We start from the raw sequence: 15,886 nt of genomic DNA, 5'->3' as shown, positions 1-15,886 counted from the left end.
CTGTCGGTGCGGTCGGCCAGACTGCTCACATGTCCGACGATGCCGCCCTGCTCGACAACCACCTCGCCTTCCTGGCCGCCCATCGCGGCGAGGTACGGCGCTCTGCCGCCGGGATCGAGGTGGTCGGGCAGTCGGCGGAGTTCTCGGCGTGGATCCCGCTCGGCCCGTCGGCCGGGCTCCCGCCCCGGACCACGACCGTCCGGCTGGTGCCGTGGAGCGGGGCCGGGTGGGAGGAGCGGCTGACCGCGGCCGGGTTCGAACCGGCTGAGGTGCTGGTGCACATGGAGGCGCCGGTCGAGGCGGTCGACGGTGAGCCGGTGGCCGCGATCAGCACGGACGAGGACGCGGCCGCCTTCGCCGAGGTGCAGGCGGCGGCGTTCCTGGACGAGGACGAGCCGGACTACGAATGGTGGCGGCGGATGTTCGTGGAGATGGCGGTGAAGAACTACCGGTCGCCGGATCAGTCGCTGTACCTGCTCCGGGTCGACGGGGATCCGGCGTCGGTGACTCTGGTGTTGCGGACCGGTCCCCTCTTCGGGGTGTACGCCGTCGCCACGAAGCCGGCGTACCGCGGCCGCGGGCTGGCGTCGACGTTGCTCGCCCAGGCCCGGCGGGATGCGGCGGGTGGACGGCTGACCTTGCAGGTGCTGGAGGGCTCGGACGCCGAACGGCTCTATCTCAAGCTTGGGTTTCGTGCGGCGTTCCGGTCGCCGCACTTTCGTCGTCCTTGACCTCCTCGGCCTTCTCGGTGGCGCTGCCGACACCCGACGACGCGTTGCTGTCCGGGTCGCGGGTGGTCAGGTTGCCGACCCGGAGCACCTCGCCGTTGCGCACGTACCACGTCGTGCCGTCCTCGCCGCGCAACGTCGTGATCCGCAGGCCGACGGCCACCACGACACCGGTCGCCTTCTCCATGTCGATCAGGTCGCCGACGCCGTACTGGTCCTCGAAGATCATGAACACGCCGGCCAGGAAGTCCTTCACCAGCGTCTGCGCGCCGAACCCGAGCACCACGCCGATGATGCTCGCCGACGCGATCACCGGCACGATGTTGAAGCCGAGCTCGGCCAGCACCATCACCACCAGGAGTGCGGTGAGCACGATCGTCACCGTGCTGCACAGCAGCGACGCGATCGTCTCGGCCCGCTGCGTCCGGCGCTCGCTGGCCAGGGTGCTCTCGACGAACCCCTGACCGATCTTGGACTTGGACAGCACGCCGGCGACGGCGCCGTTCCCGGTCCGGCGGGCGAACTTGCGGATCACCTTGTGCAGGACCCAGCGCAGCACCAGGAAACCGATGATCAGCCCGGCGATCCGGGCCGGGACCACGATGATCTGGTCGGTCACCTCCAGCTTGCCGTCGTTGCCCATCCGGAAGAAGGTCGGGAACGTGTCTGGCAGTGAAAGCAGGGGGTGACTGACTGTGGACGTAAGGTAGCTGATCAAATTAGGCATCTCGCCGCCCGATGATAGTGAAGGAAGGCAAGGGAGACGATCGCATGCCCAGCCGGCTGGATGACGAGCTGTCCAGGCTCGTGAGCGCGGGCGTGCTGCGCCAGTACCAGGCCGACTCGATCCGGCACGCCGCCGACGCGGAGATCGAGGCGGCGCTGGCCGACCCGGGACGACCCGGGCCGCAGCCCCCACCTGCCGAGCCGCCGGCCAAGCCGCGGACACCACCGGCAGCGGTGCACACGAACGCCCTCATCGAGGTGCTCGGGTACATCGGCGGCGCGCTGCTGCTCGGCGCGGTCGCGCTGCTCACGCTCGCGAACTGGGGCGAAATGGGCCGTGCCGCGCGGGTCAGCACCGGTTCCAGCGCCGCGATCGTCCTGCTCGGTGCGGCGGCCTTCCTCGCGCTGCTGGGGCGCCGTGAGCAGCTCAGCTCGGCGTTGGCCTCGCTGGGCTGCTGTGTGGCCGGCTTCGCCACGTACGTCGCCATCGAGGGGGAGACCGGACGGGTCGCCGGAGTGGCGGTCGCGCTCGCACTGGCCGCGGTCGGGGTGTGGTTGCTGGCGGGTTCTTCGTTGCTAGTGGCAACATTCGGGATCCTGGCCGTGGGTGTGTTGGTGATCACGGCCGACGTCCTCACTCCGGACACCGGGTCGGCGGCCAACAGCGCGGGGATCGCGGGGACCGGGTTCATCCTGGTCGCGTTCGTGCTGGCGATGCTCGGTCTGGTCCGGGACCAGGTGACCGCCTGGTCACTGGCCGGTGCGGCGATGTTCAGCTCGTCCATCTGCTGGCTGGTCCAGGAGCGCGGGGAGATCATGGCGCTGGCCGTCGGCACGGCCGGTCCGGCCGCTCTCCTGGTCGCGTACGGTCGCCGGCGGCACTCGGCGTACGCCGTGGTCGGGTGCGCCATCCTGCTGGTCATCTGGCCGACCGCGCTCTACCAGCTCACCGACAACATGGCCGGTGTGGCCGTCGGGCTGGTGGTCGCCAGTGGCGTCCTTCTGCTCGCTGTGTTGATGCTGAGCCGGCGGCGCTCGAATCTCTGACACGGCGGTGCGTTACCCGGCTGAGGCCTTGATACGGCAGACTCGCTGAGGTGACTGCTCCTACTCCGGCCCTTGTCGAGCTAGCGGTTGCCCATGGCGTGGCGACGGAGTACTGGAACTGGCAGGGCGAGCATGTGATCGTCTCCAGCGAGGTGGTCGCCGCAGTACTCGCGGCGCTCGGTGTGGACGCGTCCACACCGGACAAGGCCGCCGATGCGCTGGCGGAGCACCAGCAGGCCCGCTGGCGTCGTACGTTGCCCGCCACTGTGGTGATGCGGGAGGGCTGGACGCCCTGGTTCGCCGTACACCTGCCGCACGGGTCCTCGGCCGAGGTGTGGGTGGATCTCGAGGACGGCGGTCAGCGGCGTGACATCCCGCAGCAGGACCACCTGGTCGAGCCGGAGTGGGTCGACGGCGTGCAGATCGGCGAGGCGACGTTCCAGTTGCCGGGTGACCTGCCGCTCGGGTACCACCGGCTGTGCGCGCGGATCGGCGGCAGTCCGGAGATCTCGGTCAGGACGCTGATCGTGACACCGCGGAAGCTGGAGCCGGAGAAGCTGCACCGCACCTGGGGCTGGGTCCTGCAGCTGTACTCGGTCCGCTCCCGCCGGTCCTGGGGGATCGGTGACCTCCACGACCTCGCCGACCTGGCCGCCTGGTCGGCTCATGATCTTGGCGCCGGGTTCGTCCTGGTGAACCCACTGCACGCCGCGGAGACGGCAGGCCGGATGGAGCCCTCGCCGTACCTCCCGGCCTCGCGGCGCTTCAGCAACCCCATCTACCTCCGCATCGAGGACATCGACGAGTACGGCGACCTCGCGCCGGCGGAGCGGGACCGCGTCCGGGCGCTCAGCCTGCAGGCGCGGGCACTGAGCGAGGACTGGACCGCACTGGACCGGGACACCGTCTGGGCCGCCAAGCGCGAGGCGCTGCAGCTGCTGTTCGGCGTCCGGCCGTCCATCGGCCGGATCGCGGAGTACGGCGCCTACTGCGACCGGGAGAGCCAGGGGCTGATCGACTTCGCCACCTGGGCCGCGATCTCCGACGTGCACGGGCCGGAGTGGAGCAAGTGGCCCGAGGAACTGCGGGACCCGATGTCCCCCGCGGTTGTTGCCTTCCGCAACGAGAATCCGGACGCGGTCGAGTTCCACTGCTGGCTGCAGTGGCAGATGGACGAACAGCTGGCCCGCACGCAGGCCCGGGCGAAGGCGGCCGGCATGTCGCTTGGCGTCGTCCACGATCTGGCCGTCGGGGTGCATCCGGACGGTGCGGACGCGTGGGCGCTGCAGAACGTGCTGGCGCCTGGCATCCACGTCGGTGCGCCGCCGGATGCGTTCAACCAGCAGGGTCAGGACTGGTCACAGCCACCGTGGCGGCCGAACGCGCTGGCCGAGACCGGATATGCCGCTTGGCGGGATCTGGTGCGGGCCGTGATGCGCCACGGTGGTGGACTGCGGATCGACCACATTCTCGGCATGTTCCGGCTCTGGTGGGTCACGTCGCCGGAGCGGCCGACCGAGGGCACGTACGTTCGCTATGACCACGAAGCGCTCGTCGGGATCCTCGTTCTCGAGGCCATGCGGGCCGGGGTGACCGTGGTTGGTGAGGACCTCGGCACGGTCGAGCCATGGGTGCGGGACTACCTCAACGAGCGCGGCATCCTGGGTACGTCGGTGCTGTGGTTCGAGCGGGACGCGAACGGCAAGCCACTGGCCCCGGAGCGCTGGCGGGAGCTCTGCCTGGCCACCGTCACCACGCACGACCTGCCGCCGACCGCGGGCTACCTCGCCGGTGACCACGTCGAGCTGCGCAATCAGCTCGGTCTGCTGACCAGGCCGGTCGCCGAGGAGCTCGCGGTGGACGAGGCCGAGCGGGACTCCTGGCTGAACGCACTCCGCGAGCGGCACCTGCTCCGCGACACGGACGGCGACGTGGAACGCATCGTCGAGGCACTGCATCAGTACGTCGCTCACACGCCGGCGAAGCTGGTCGGCGTCGCACTGACGGATGCCGTGGGGGAGCGTCGTACGCAGAACCAGCCGGGGACCACGGACGAGTACCCGAACTGGCGGATCCCGCTCGGCGGGCCGGACGGGCAGCCGGTGCTGATCGAGGACCTGCCGAACAACCAGCGCCTGCGGCGTTTGATCGGGGCTCTCAACATCTAGCTTTCTGTACACGGTCGCTCACGAACCGTTGACAATAGATTTGAACGGTTGTTTTCTATTTGTCACCAAGAAGGCGCCTTCCTTCGCTGTCTCACCGCCCCAACAGTTGAAGGAGTTGTCCCATGCTGCGCAAACGCAAGCTCAGCCTGGCCGGAATCGCCGTCGGCGCGCTCGCGCTGACGATCAGCACGTCCGTCCCGCTGGCCTACGGGCACGGATATACGAATTCGCCGATCAGTCGCGCCAAGCTCTGCCAGAGCGGAGCGGTGCAGAACTGCGGCCAGATTCAGTGGGAACCGCAGAGTGTCGAAGGACCGAAGGGCTTTCCGGCTTCGGGTCCGGCGGACGGACTGCTCTGCTCGGCGGGGTTGTCCCAGTTCCATGAGCTGGACGATCAGCGGTCGGGAGCGTGGCCGGCGACGCAGTTGAGCGCCGGCGCCAGCTACACGTTCACCTGGCATCTGACCGCGCCGCACTCGACGACCGACTTCAAGTACTACCTGACCAAGCAGGGCTGGAATCCGAACGCTCCGCTGACCCGGGCGGCGCTCGACCTCAACCCGTTCCTGACCGTGACGATGAACGGTGGCCGGCCGCCGAACGACGTCTCCCACCCCGGCACGCTGCCGAGCGGGCGGACCGGGCGGCACATGATCCTCGCGGTCTGGACGATCAACGACACGGCGAACGCCTTCTACCAGTGTTCGGATGTCAATTTCTGATTCAACCGGAGGTTTCGCCAATAACTTTCGCGGGAAGTGCACTCCTTGAAATAACCGCCCCGTATTTCAAGGAGTGTCCCCATGAAGTCCGTACTCCGCCGTGTCATCGTCCCCGTGGTCGCCGTCCTCGCCGGGCTGCTGCCCGGTGTGGTGATGGTCGAGCAGGCCTCCGCGCTGACCAAACTGACGCACTCCCAGGCGACCGCGATCTTCAGAGCCGCCGGCATCACCTGGTCGTCCAGCGGCAACTGCTCCGACTGGAACAACCCGACCTGTACGTCGTTCACGAACATCAACGACTCGACCGTGTACGGCGTACGCACGCTGAAGCAGGCGAGTGGGTGCGCGGTGAACATCACCGGCGGGACCGAGACCGGTCACGCCAGCGGCACCTACAGCCACCGGAACGGGTACAAGGTCGACATCTCGGTCTATACCTGCGTGTCCAACTACATCCGCAACACCTTCACCCGCATCGCCGACCGCGGCGACGGCGCCCAGCAGTGGCGCTCCGGCGCCGGCAACATCTACGCCAACGAAGGCAACCACTGGGACATCACCTACTACAACTGCGGCGGCTGCTAACCCAACAGCAGCCGCGCTCCGCGCGGGTTCGTAAGAGAGGCAACTGCGGCGGCTGCTAACACCACCCACGCTCCGCGCGGGTTGTAGGCGAGGCGCCGCGCGGGCTGCCGACAACCATCGCGCTCCGCGCGGTGAGCAGTTGGAGCAGCGCTTCGGGCTGCGCTGTGGGAGGAGCCGCGGTGGCTCCGCTCGTATTGCGCCGGCCGCACAGCGTGCAGCGCTGTGCGGCCGGCTGTCTGTTGGACGTGTGGGTGAGGCCGTGGGAGAGCTGTGGACCGGGGAGTACTAGGCTTCGGGGTGTGATCACTGAAGTTTCCGGCCACGAGTTGTTGGTGTTCGTCGGCATTCCCGCTTTGGTTGTCGCGGTGCTGGCGCTGCTCGTGTTCGCGTCGTCCATCGCGCAGGGGCCGCGGTACCGTCCGGGGCTGTCCTGGTGGGCTCCGCCGGTCTGGATCAACGGGCCGACCGCGACCAAGCCCGACCCGGCCCACCTGCCCGAGCTGCCCGGCGCGCCCGGGACCACCGCGACCGCCGGCGCCGGCGTCGCCCGTACGACCGGAGGCGCAAGTGCCAGCTGGTGACGCATTCACCCCGGACCAGCTCTACGACATCGAGCGGGCGGTCCGGCACGCCGAAGAGGTCTCCGGCCTGCACTTCTCCGTGTACGTCGGTGGCGCGGACGAGGAGACCCGTCCGTTCGCCCTGGAGCTGCTGAACGAGCTGGACGACCCGGACCACAGCGTCCTGGTGTACGTCGACCCGGCCGGCCGCCGGCTCGAGATCGTCACCGGCTCCCTGGCCAGGCGGCAGCTCTCGGACACCTCGGCCGGTCTGGCCGCGCTGGCCATGCAGACGTCGTTCGCCGCCGGTGACCTCACCGGCGGCCTGGTCACCGGCGTACAGCAACTGGGCGAGCACGCGCACCAGCCGCCGCTGCTGCACGCGAACGAACCGCACCAGCAGTGACCCAGGCTCTGCAGCCGCACCGCATCGAGCTGGACGACGTCGTACTGCGTCCGTTCGTGGCGTCGGACGAGGCTGCGGTGGCCGAAGCGTTGCGGAACCCGGACATCCTCCGCTGGACCGCGGGTACGGCGATCATCCGCACACCCGCGGACCAGCGCGCCCGGAGGTGGCTGGAGCCGCGCATCGACGGCTGGACCCGTGGTAGCGCGGTCTTCGCGGTCGCCGACGCCGCAACCGACTATGTGCTCGCCAGTGTGTCGGTCCGGGACGTGAACCGGGTTCCGGACCAGGCGGTCGTCGCGTACTGGGTCAGCCCGGCCGCCCGCGGCCGTAGGCTCGCAGCCCGAGCACTGGACGCGGCAGCCCGCTGGGCCTTCGCACCGGAGGGCCTCCGGCTGCACCGCTTGTCTCTGGACCACGCACTGGTCAACGAGGGCTCATGCCGTGTCGCACAGCGGGCTGGTTTCCAGCTCGAGGGCACCATGCGCGACTACTACGTCGAGCCGACCGGCGAACGGCACGACTCACACCTGCACGCGCGGCTGGCGACCGATAGCGTCGGTCAGCCTCAGGAAGCGACCGCCGGCTCGTAGGTCGGGCAGGCCGAGCCCGGGTAGGCGCGCTGTGTCTGGGGTGCCGAGCACAGGTCGAGCATCTGCTCCGACGACTTGCCGGGACCGAGGTAGATCACCCAGGTGTCGGTGATCGGCTCCATCGAGCTGTTCGCCAGGCCCGGATACTGGCCGTCAACCAGCATCGCCTTGGCCGGTACGCCGGCCTTGATCAGCTTGATCGCGGCGTTCTTGGCCAACTGGTCGGCATCCATGCCGACGTCGGTCGGGTACTTGTCCAGCACCGCGATCCACTGCCCACGCTTGAACACCGGCGACGCGGGCCCGGTGTCCACCGGCGGGGTGGTCTTCACCGCCTTGGGAGCCGTCTTCGCCGCCGACGGGTTGCGATCCGCCTTGGTGGTGTTCCCGTCCGCGGTCGCCAGCGGCGCGGCCGGCGCCGCAGCCCCGCCATCCGGTACGACGCCCAGCCGCAAGCCGTCCCCGGATTCGTCCGGCGTGGACGACCCTTTCGTCAGGATGAACGCGAACACCGCGACCAGCGCGGCCGCGGCCACGATCGCCGCACCGATCGTGCTGTGCGAACGCTGGGCCTTGCGCGGTCGCCGCGGCGGGGGATCGCTGCGTCGCGCGGCCGGCGGTCCGGCGGGGGACTGCCTGGCGGGAGTCTTCGGTTGTCTCCGAGCGGCCCGGGTGGGCGGTTTACGGTGATCGACGGGCGTCACGGCAAGGGCCCCTCCCCGGATTCCCTTGGATGGATATTCCGAGGGCAGCTTAAACCGAACGACCGAATAAGTGAGCCTCTCTCAGGTGGGGAGAATCTCTTTTACCGCAAGGGAATTGCCGCCCGCAGCCAGGCCATCACGATGTGCCGAAGAACAATCGTTTGACCCTTACCGGCAGCGTTCGCGCCGTCACGGTCAGGTGCCCGACGGGATCCCGTCGTACTTGGGGCTGGGCCTGGTGTCCAGGGCGTCATCCAGCCAGGCGTCGACGTCGACCCCGGAGCTGAGGATGTGCCGCACGTACGACGCGCGCTCGTGGCTGAGCACCTCTTGCTCCCACACGCAGGGGGCCGCACCGATCGGCGCAGGGCGCAGGTCGTCGACGTCCATCCCGCTGAAGATGCTGAGCCGGGACTGGAAGTCCTTCGCCCAGCTCTGCACGACCAGATAGATGGCGTCCTCGCCCAGGTGCAGTACGACGACGGCCAGGCCAAGAGACCCCATCGCGTCGTCGAACTCGAGCTGACGGGTCGCCGTGGCCTGGGCGGCCTCGACCATCTGGTCGTCCCAGTGCCGTCCGCGGGCGGTGATGACGTACGGCTTCACCAGGCGATGTGCATAGCGCCACGGCATCAGCGGAGTCACCGGTCGGGGACGGTAGGCCTCTGCCAGTCCGGTCAGCGCAACAGCTGCCGCACCAGCCAAGGCGGGATCAGAGGCAGGCACCGACCCAGTCTTACCGCACCGGGGTCCAATACGACACTGCCGGTCTCAGCCGCGGCGGAGACCGGCAGTGGTCGAGGTAGAGCTCAGGCGACGATGTCCTGTGCCTGAGCGGCGATCGCCCGGGTCAGGTCGGCCTGTGCCTCGGTGACGTAGCGGAGGGTGGGAGCGTCGACCGACGCGGACTCCGCCGCCAGCCACTCGGTCAGGGCGTCGAGTGCGTCCTGGTCCGCGAGGTGGCGCGGCGACAGGTAGACCAGCACGTTCTCGCCCATCGACGAGCCGAGCCGGGTGTACACGTCCTTGGCCGCGCTCAGGTACTTCCCGACGTACGGCCGCAGCAGGTCCTCCTGGCCCGGCTGCTGGAAGCCGAGGATGGTCCGGAACTGCGTCTCGTTCGGGGTGTCCTCGGACTCCACCGCGATCCGCCAGGCGTCCGCCTTGGCCTCGGCGGTCGGCCGGGCGGCGCGGGCCTGGGCGGCTCGTTCCTGTCCGGTCATGGTGGTGTCGCGGGTCAGCTCGTCGTCGATCTCGTCCGCGCCGATCCGGCCGAGTCGCGCGAGCGCCACGATCAGCGTCCAGCGCAGGTCGGTGTCGACGACCAGGCCGGACGGCAGGTCGCGGCCGTCCAGCCACCCCGCCAGCCGGTCCGCGCCGGCGTCGGAGAAGACCGCCGAGCTGTACGCGCGGGCGAAGGCGAGCTGGTGGTCACTGCCCGGCTCGGCGTCGGCGAGCAGGCCCGCCACCGCCTCCTCGAACTGCGCCCGCAACACCGGCTGGTTCGCCCGGGCGGAGTACAGATTGATCGCGCTGGTCGCCTGCGCGAGCAGGGACCGGACGCCGGTGAGGTCGGTCTCGGCCCGGATCCCGCGCAGCACGATGCCGACGTACTGGCTGGCCGGCATCTCGGCGTCCCGGGTCATGTCCCAGGCCGCGCCCCAGGCCAGCGCCCTGGGCAGCGATTCGGTCAGCTGGTCGATCGACTCGACCAGGGTCGCCCGGGAGCGCTCGTCGAGCCGGATCTTGGCGTAGGTGAGGTCGTCGTCGTTCAGCAGCACCAGGTCCGGCTGGGAGGCACCGGTGAGCTCGGGCAGCTCGGTCCGCGGCCCGTCGATGTCCACCTCGAAGCGCTCGGTCCGGACCAGGCCGGCGTCGGTCCGGCGGTAGAGGCCGACCGCCAGCCGGTGCGGCCGCAGCACCGGGAACTTCTCGGTCGCGGTCTGCTCGATGGCGAACGAGGTGAACGCACCGGAGGAGTCGACGGCGAAGTCGGCCCGCAGTGTGTTGACACCGGCGGTCCGGAGCCAGCGCTCGGTCCAGTCGTCCAGGTCGCGGCCGGACGCCTTCTCCAGCGGCTTGAGCAGGTCGGCCAGCTCGGTGTTCCCGAACGCGTGGTCGGCGAAGTATTCCTTCAGCGCCTTGATGAAGGTGTCCTCACCGACGAACGCGACCAGTTGCCGCAGCGCGGACGCGCCCTTGGCGTAGGTGATGCCGTCGAAGTTCACCTCGACCGCGTGGAAGTCGACCATGTCGGCCGCGATCGGGTGCGTCGAGGGCAGCTGGTCCTGCCGGTAGGCCCAGTTCTTCCGGGCGTTGCAGAACGTCGTCCAGGCACCGGCGTACTTGGTCGTCGCGACCACCTGCGCCCAGTGGCTTGCCCACTCGGCGAACGACTCGTTCAGCCACAGGTCGTCCCACCAGGTCATCGTGACCAGGTCGCCGAACCACATGTGCGCCAGCTCGTGCAGCACGGTGTTGGCGCGGGCTTCCATCTCCGCGTGCGTGGTCCGGCTGCGGAACAGGTACTCGTCCCGGAGCGTCACGCAGCCCGCGTTCTCCATCGCGCCCATGTTGTACTCCGGCACGAACGCCTGGTCGTACTTGTGGAACGGGTACGGCGTACCGAAGGCCCGCTCGAACAGCTCGAAGCCCTGCTTGGTGACCTCGAACAGGTCGTCGATGTCCAGCGCTTCCTTGAGCGAAGGACGGCACAGCAGCGACATCGGGTACGTCCCGTGCGCCCCTTCGTAGGTGTCGGTGACCACGTGGTACGGCCCGGCCACCACAGCGGTGATGTACGTCGAGATCCGCTCGGTCGGCGGGAACTCCCACCGGGCCAGCTCCTCACCGTTCGCACCCTGGTACGGCGTGGGCTCCGGGGTCGGAGCGTTCGAGATGACGACCCAGCGGGCCGGTGCGGAGACGGTGAAGGTGAAGGGGGCCTTGAGGTTCGGCTGCTCGAAGGTGGCGAACACCCGGCGGGCGTCCGGCACCTCGAACTGCGTGTAGAGGTAGGTCTCCTTGTCGGCCGGGTCGACCGAGCGGTGCAGCCCTTCACCGGTGCGCGAGTACAGGCAGTCGGCGACCACCGTCAGCTCGTTGCGTTCGGCCAGCCCGTCCAGCTGGATGCGGGCGCCGTCGTACGCCGTGTCCGGATCCAGCGCCACGCCGTTCAGCGTCGCCGAGCGGAGCTTGCCGGCGATCAGGTCGGCGAACGTGCTCGCGCCGGCCTCCGCCGCGAAGGTGATGGTGGTCACCGACGGGAACGTCGGGGCGCCGCTCGGGGCGTTGGTCAGGTCCAGCTCGATGGTGTAGCTGACGTCGCTGACCACGCCGGCACGGGTACGCGCCTCGTCGCGCGTGAGGTTGGTTCCAGGCATGTCGGCATCCTATGCACCTGGCTGTCGGCTTGGCTGAGGGTTTCCCCGCGACATTGGGTATTGGATACCAAGCCGGTATCTACGATTCTTCAACTTTGTATGATGGGGAATATGACTGCCTCTGCCGATTTCTGGTTCGACCCGGCCTGCCCCTGGGCCTGGATGACCTCTCGCTGGATGCTCGAGGTCGAGCAGGTGAGAGATGTGAAGACGACCTGGCACGTGATGAGCCTGGCTGTCCTGAACGAAGACCGCATCGAGCATGACGAAAACTGGGACCGCCTGCTAGGTCGCGTCCGGGTGCTGATCGCCGCCGAGCAGGCGCACGGCAACGAAGTACTCCTGCCGCTCTACACCGCCCTGGGACGCCGGATCCACAACGAGGGTCGTGGCGGCAAGGACGACGCCGTGCTGGCCGAGGCGCTCGAAGAGGTCGGCCTGCCCGCCTCGCTGCTCGAGGCCGCCGGCACCGATCGGTACGACGACGCGCTGAAGAAGTCCCACCACGCCGGCATGGACCTGGTTGGCATGGAGGTCGGTACGCCGGTCATCGCGGTCGAGGGCACGGCGTTCTTCGGGCCGGTGGTGACGCCCGCGCCGAAGGGCGAGGCGGCCGGCAAGCTCTGGGACGGCGTCCGCCTGGTCGCCGGCACCGAGGGCTTCTTCGAGATCAAGCGGACCCGGGACCGCGGGCCGGTCTTCGACTGATTCGGCCGGTGATTCAGGCTTGAATTCGCCCACACCGGTCGGTGAAAGTTGCCCACCGAGAACTTCGTCGAGTGGTGAGTAGGTCCCAGATGACCCTGCGTGATGAACTGCCCGTCGGCATCGCCGTGTTCGACCGTCAGACCGGGCAGTTCGTCCAGCAGGTCAACGCCGATCATCGGTTCCGGTCGGCGTCCGTGGTGAAGCTGCTGATCGTCCTCGACTTCCTGTGGGACCGCGGTCCGGCGTACGACGTACCGCCGGGGGACCGGAGCCGGCTCGAGGTGATGCTGCGCAGCAGTGACGACGATGCCGCGAGCTACTACTGGGATCACCTCGGTGGCGCGGCGATCGTCGACCGGATGGTGACTCGGCTCGGCCTGACCCACACGGCCGGGCCGCCCGCCACCCATCCGGGCTTCTGGGGGTACGTCGCCATCACGGCTGCCGACACGGTCCGGATCTATCGATACATCCTGGACCGTGCTCCGTTGCCGGTGCGCAAGTACGTGATGGATCTGCTGCACCGGCCGACCCGCCACGGCACCGACGGCTTCGACCAGTACTTCGGGATCGCATCGGTCTTCGAGCCGGAGTTCAGCATCAAACAGGGCTGGTCCGGGTTCCACGGGTCCAGTGGCTACCGGACGGACCGGGCCAAGCCGGAGTCCCTGGTGGACCTGGTCAGCGACGCACTCCACACCACCGGGACCGTCGGGCCGGACGACCGGGCCATCGTGGCCGTGTTCACGCTGCATCCGCCGGGAACGGAGTACGAGAAGGCCTACGCGGAGGTCACCCGGCTGACCTCCGGGCTGACCGTGCCCGGCGTGCCGGACCGCCGGTAGGAGATGCGAGACTTCTCGCCATGCGAGTGCACATCGGCTCCGACCACGCCGGCTTCGAACTGAAGAACTACGTGGTCCAGCACCTGACAACCGCCGGGCACGACGTCGTCGACCACGGCCCGGCCGTGTACGACGCGGTCGACGACTACCCGCCGTACTGCCTGCGGACCGGCGAGGCAGTGGCCGGGGAGCCGGGCAGCCTCGGCGTCGTGATCGGTGGCTCCGGCAACGGCGAGCAGATCGCCGCCAACAAGGTGAAGGGGGTCCGGGCGATCCTGGCCTGGAGCACCGACACCGCACGGCTCGGCCGCGAGCACAACAACGCCAACGTGATCAGTGTCGGCGCGCGGATGCACTCCGAGGAGGAGGCGGCCGGATTCGTCGACACGTTCCTGGCGACCGACTACTCCGGCGAGGAGCGTCACACCCGCCGGATCGACATGCTGTCGGCCTACGAGTCGACCGGCGAGCTCCCGCCGGTCTCCTGACGGTCTGACTTGTCGGTCTGGTCGTTCTTGCCGGTCTGGTCGCTCGACGCCGTCGGACGGCGATTGACCGGCTGGCGCGGGCGGGACACGTCGCGGGCGCGCATCGACCGGCCGGTACCGACTACCGCCGGAGTGGGCGGACCACTCCGGCCCTTGGAACCACTTGTCGTCCCCATATGAGGAATCATGCCTGAAGGTCACACCCTGCACCGGCTGGCGAACGATGTCTGGGATGCGTTCGGCGGCCGCCCGGTCCAGGCGTACAGCCCGCAGCTCCGGTTCGTCGAGGGTGCCGCGCTGCTGAACGGGCACGTGCTGCGCCAGACCGAGGCCCACGGCAAGCACTTCCTCGCCGACTTCGAGGGTGCGGGCTGGCTGCACATCCACCTCGGCCTGATCGGCAAGATGGACATCCAAGCCGCACCGGTCCCCGAACCGGTCGGCCAGGTCCGCCTCCGCCTCCAGAACGCGACGTCGTACGCCGATCTGCGCGGAGCGACCGTGTGCGAGGTGCTGACCGACGGCGAACGCGAGACGCTGATCGCCCGGCTCGGACCGGACCCGTTGCGCGACGACGCGGATCCCGAGCTGGCGTGGAAGCGGATCCATCGCAGCAAGCTGCCGATCGGCCAGTTGCTGATGAACCAAGAGGTCCTGAGTGGTGTCGGCAACGTCTATCGCGCCGAGGTGCTGTTCCGGGCGAAGCTGCATCCGATGACCCACGGCAACCTGGTCAGGAAGCGCGAATGGCAAGGCATGTGGGACGACCTGCTCGAGCTGATGAAGTACGGCGTCGAGACCGGCCGGATCGACACCGTCGCCGACGACCACACCCCTGAGGCGATGGGGCGTGACCCGCGCCGCGACGATCATGGTGGCGAGGTGTACGTGTACCGGCGGCAAGGGCAGCGGTGTCACGTCTGCCACTCGGTGATCCGGACCGAGATCCTGGCCGGGCGCAACTTGTTCTGGTGCCCGAAGTGCCAACGGACCGGACTCACTCGCAAGAGCTGAGAGTCATCAGTTGTGTTACGGCTGGATGCACGGACCGAGGAGTGCCGTTATCTTCTTCACACCATGAACTGGAGCGGCAGTCTCGCTGGAGTACGACGACGGGTCGGCCGCCGGACCGTCGCCGTGGTGCGGCGCGCCCGCCGATCGCATCAGCTGACGTTCGCAGCCCTGCTGGCGATGTCGGTGCTGGTCGCCGTCAGCAGTCTGGCCTGGCCTCAGGAGGTCCCGGCGTCGTTGCTGGTGGTCCCGCTGCTGCTGGGCGGGATGCTGCTGCACTTCCGCCAGTTGCTCGTACAGACGCTGGTCACCCTGACGGTCGGTGCTTTCGTGATCGCGTCCCGGCCTTCGACGTCACCGAAGGCCGGGTTCATCCTGGTGCTCGGTCTGGTCGGGTGGATCGTCATCACCAGCGCGAAGGTGCGCAGCCGGCTCGGGGTGCCGGGGACCCGCGGCGAGTCGATGCTGATGGAGTTGCGCGACACGCTCACCGCGCAAGGTGAGTTGCCGACGCTGCCGGCCGGGTGGCGGGCCGAGGTGGCGATCCAGTCCGCCGGGGGTTCGACGTTCTCCGGTGACTTCGTGGTGTCGACGACGCGCGACGACGTACTCGAAGTCGCCCTGGTCGATGTCTCGGGCAAGGGAATCGACGCCGGGACCCGGGCGCTGCTGTTGTCGGGTGCGTTCGGCGGACTGCTCGGCGTCGTACCGGCCGAGGACTTCCTGCCGTCGGCGAACCGCTATCTGCGCCGGCAGGACTGGGACGACGACTTCGCGACGGTCGTCCATCTCGCGATCGACCTGCAGACCGGGGAGTTCGACGTACGCACGGCCGGGCATCCGCCGGCGATCCACTTCGACGCCTGGTCGGGGCGGTGGCAGACGCGGGACACCGACGGGCCGTTGCTCGGGCTGGTGGAGGCACCGGAGTTCGAGGTGAACCACGGGCAGCTCAAGCTCGGCGACGCGCTCTTCCTCTACAGCGACGGCATGGTCGAGACGCCGCGCCGCGACATCGGCCGTGGCACCGACCGGCTCGTCGGGCACGCCGAACGCCTGGTCGCACACGGCTTCGAGGGCGGCGCCGCCGAACTCGTCGCCTTGGCCGGCGGCCCCGGCGACGACTCCGCCATCGTCGTGATCCACCGCATGGCCCACGGTTAGTCTCACGTTGTCAGCGCTCCCGACGAGCCGAGGTTGTTGACTGAGGCA

General features: G+C 68.9%; 17 protein-coding genes. 13 read left to right on the top strand and 4 right to left on the bottom strand.

Annotation, left to right across the window (positions count from 1 at the left end; translation table 11 throughout):
* Positions 1–29: 29 nt before the first annotated feature.
* The gene (locus ACZ6O0_RS38060; protein WP_465769927.1) at positions 30–731 is read left to right on the top strand and encodes a GNAT family N-acetyltransferase; all 702 of its coding nucleotides are present in this window, start codon (positions 30–32) and stop codon (positions 729–731) included.
* Here the strand turns inward: ACZ6O0_RS38060 and ACZ6O0_RS38055 are convergent.
* On the bottom strand, positions 679–1,371 hold the full coding sequence (locus ACZ6O0_RS38055) for a mechanosensitive ion channel family protein (RefSeq protein ID WP_465769926.1): 693 nt from the start codon (positions 1,369–1,371) through the stop codon (positions 679–681). The genes ACZ6O0_RS38060 and ACZ6O0_RS38055 overlap by 53 nt on opposite strands.
* A 128-nt stretch (positions 1,372–1,499) precedes the next feature.
* On the opposite strand from ACZ6O0_RS38055, the gene ACZ6O0_RS38050 reads away from it, so the two are divergent.
* The 7 genes from ACZ6O0_RS38050 (at position 1,500) to ACZ6O0_RS38020 (ending at position 7,535) form a co-directional block, all read left to right on the top strand.
* The gene (locus ACZ6O0_RS38050; RefSeq protein WP_465769925.1) at positions 1,500–2,501 is read left to right on the top strand and encodes a hypothetical protein; all 1,002 of its coding nucleotides are present in this window, start codon (positions 1,500–1,502) and stop codon (positions 2,499–2,501) included.
* Between the two features lie 50 nt (positions 2,502–2,551).
* A complete protein-coding gene (gene malQ, locus ACZ6O0_RS38045) occupies positions 2,552–4,669 on the top strand; it encodes a 4-alpha-glucanotransferase (RefSeq protein WP_465769924.1) in 2,118 nt (705 codons plus the stop codon).
* 122 nt (positions 4,670–4,791) lie between these two features.
* Entirely contained in the window at positions 4,792–5,391 is a 600-nt protein-coding gene (locus ACZ6O0_RS38040) for a lytic polysaccharide monooxygenase auxiliary activity family 9 protein (protein WP_465769923.1), read from the top strand.
* Between the two features lie 81 nt (positions 5,392–5,472).
* A complete protein-coding gene (locus tag ACZ6O0_RS38035) occupies positions 5,473–5,976 on the top strand; it encodes a hypothetical protein (protein WP_465769922.1) in 504 nt (167 codons plus the stop codon).
* Positions 5,977–6,275: 299 nt separating this feature from the next.
* Entirely contained in the window at positions 6,276–6,557 is a 282-nt protein-coding gene (ctaJ, locus tag ACZ6O0_RS38030) for an aa3-type cytochrome oxidase subunit CtaJ (RefSeq protein ID WP_465769921.1), read from the top strand.
* Positions 6,544–6,942, top strand: a complete 399-nt coding sequence (locus tag ACZ6O0_RS38025) for a DUF5130 family protein (protein WP_465769920.1) — start codon at positions 6,544–6,546, stop codon at positions 6,940–6,942. Before ctaJ ends, ACZ6O0_RS38025 begins: the two co-directional genes overlap by 14 nt.
* Positions 6,939–7,535 (top strand): GNAT family N-acetyltransferase, encoded by a 597-nt coding sequence (locus tag ACZ6O0_RS38020; RefSeq protein ID WP_465769919.1) that lies wholly within the window; start codon positions 6,939–6,941, stop codon positions 7,533–7,535. Before ACZ6O0_RS38025 ends, ACZ6O0_RS38020 begins: the two co-directional genes overlap by 4 nt.
* Here ACZ6O0_RS38020 and ACZ6O0_RS38015 read toward each other — a convergent pair.
* From ACZ6O0_RS38015 to pepN, 3 genes are all read right to left on the bottom strand, one after another.
* Complete coding sequence (locus tag ACZ6O0_RS38015) at positions 7,511–8,071, bottom strand: hypothetical protein (protein ID WP_465769918.1); 561 nt, start codon at positions 8,069–8,071, stop codon at positions 7,511–7,513. The genes ACZ6O0_RS38020 and ACZ6O0_RS38015 overlap by 25 nt on opposite strands.
* Before the next feature lie 363 nt (positions 8,072–8,434).
* Complete coding sequence (locus ACZ6O0_RS38010) at positions 8,435–8,965, bottom strand: hypothetical protein (RefSeq protein WP_465769917.1); 531 nt, start codon at positions 8,963–8,965, stop codon at positions 8,435–8,437.
* Between the two features lie 83 nt (positions 8,966–9,048).
* Positions 9,049–11,622: an aminopeptidase N gene (gene pepN, locus ACZ6O0_RS38005; RefSeq protein ID WP_465769916.1), complete on the bottom strand. Its 2,574-nt coding sequence runs from the start codon at positions 11,620–11,622 to the stop codon at positions 9,049–9,051.
* A gap of 111 nt (positions 11,623–11,733) precedes the next feature.
* On the opposite strand from pepN, the gene ACZ6O0_RS38000 reads away from it, so the two are divergent.
* From ACZ6O0_RS38000 to ACZ6O0_RS37980, 5 genes are all read left to right on the top strand, one after another.
* Positions 11,734–12,330, top strand: a complete 597-nt coding sequence (locus ACZ6O0_RS38000) for a mycothiol-dependent nitroreductase Rv2466c family protein (protein WP_465769915.1) — start codon at positions 11,734–11,736, stop codon at positions 12,328–12,330.
* An 89-nt stretch (positions 12,331–12,419) separates the two neighbouring features.
* Positions 12,420–13,175, top strand: a complete 756-nt coding sequence (locus ACZ6O0_RS37995; RefSeq protein ID WP_465769914.1) for a serine hydrolase — start codon at positions 12,420–12,422, stop codon at positions 13,173–13,175.
* 20 nt (positions 13,176–13,195) lie between these two features.
* On the top strand, positions 13,196–13,663 hold the full coding sequence (locus tag ACZ6O0_RS37990; RefSeq protein ID WP_465769913.1) for a ribose-5-phosphate isomerase: 468 nt from the start codon (positions 13,196–13,198) through the stop codon (positions 13,661–13,663).
* 186 nt (positions 13,664–13,849) lie between these two features.
* Positions 13,850–14,677 carry an Fpg/Nei family DNA glycosylase gene (locus ACZ6O0_RS37985; protein WP_465769912.1) on the top strand — a complete coding sequence of 276 codons (828 nt, stop codon included), beginning with the start codon at positions 13,850–13,852 and terminating at the stop codon, positions 14,675–14,677.
* Between the two features lie 63 nt (positions 14,678–14,740).
* Positions 14,741–15,838 carry a PP2C family protein-serine/threonine phosphatase gene (locus ACZ6O0_RS37980; protein WP_465769911.1) on the top strand — a complete coding sequence of 366 codons (1,098 nt, stop codon included), beginning with the start codon at positions 14,741–14,743 and terminating at the stop codon, positions 15,836–15,838.
* Positions 15,839–15,886 lie beyond the last annotated feature (48 nt).

It is taken from the genome of Kribbella sp. NPDC048837, from assembly GCF_055586945.1.
Note: the sequence above shows the minus strand (reverse complement) of the source record. Positions and strands in the feature narration are given on the sequence as shown.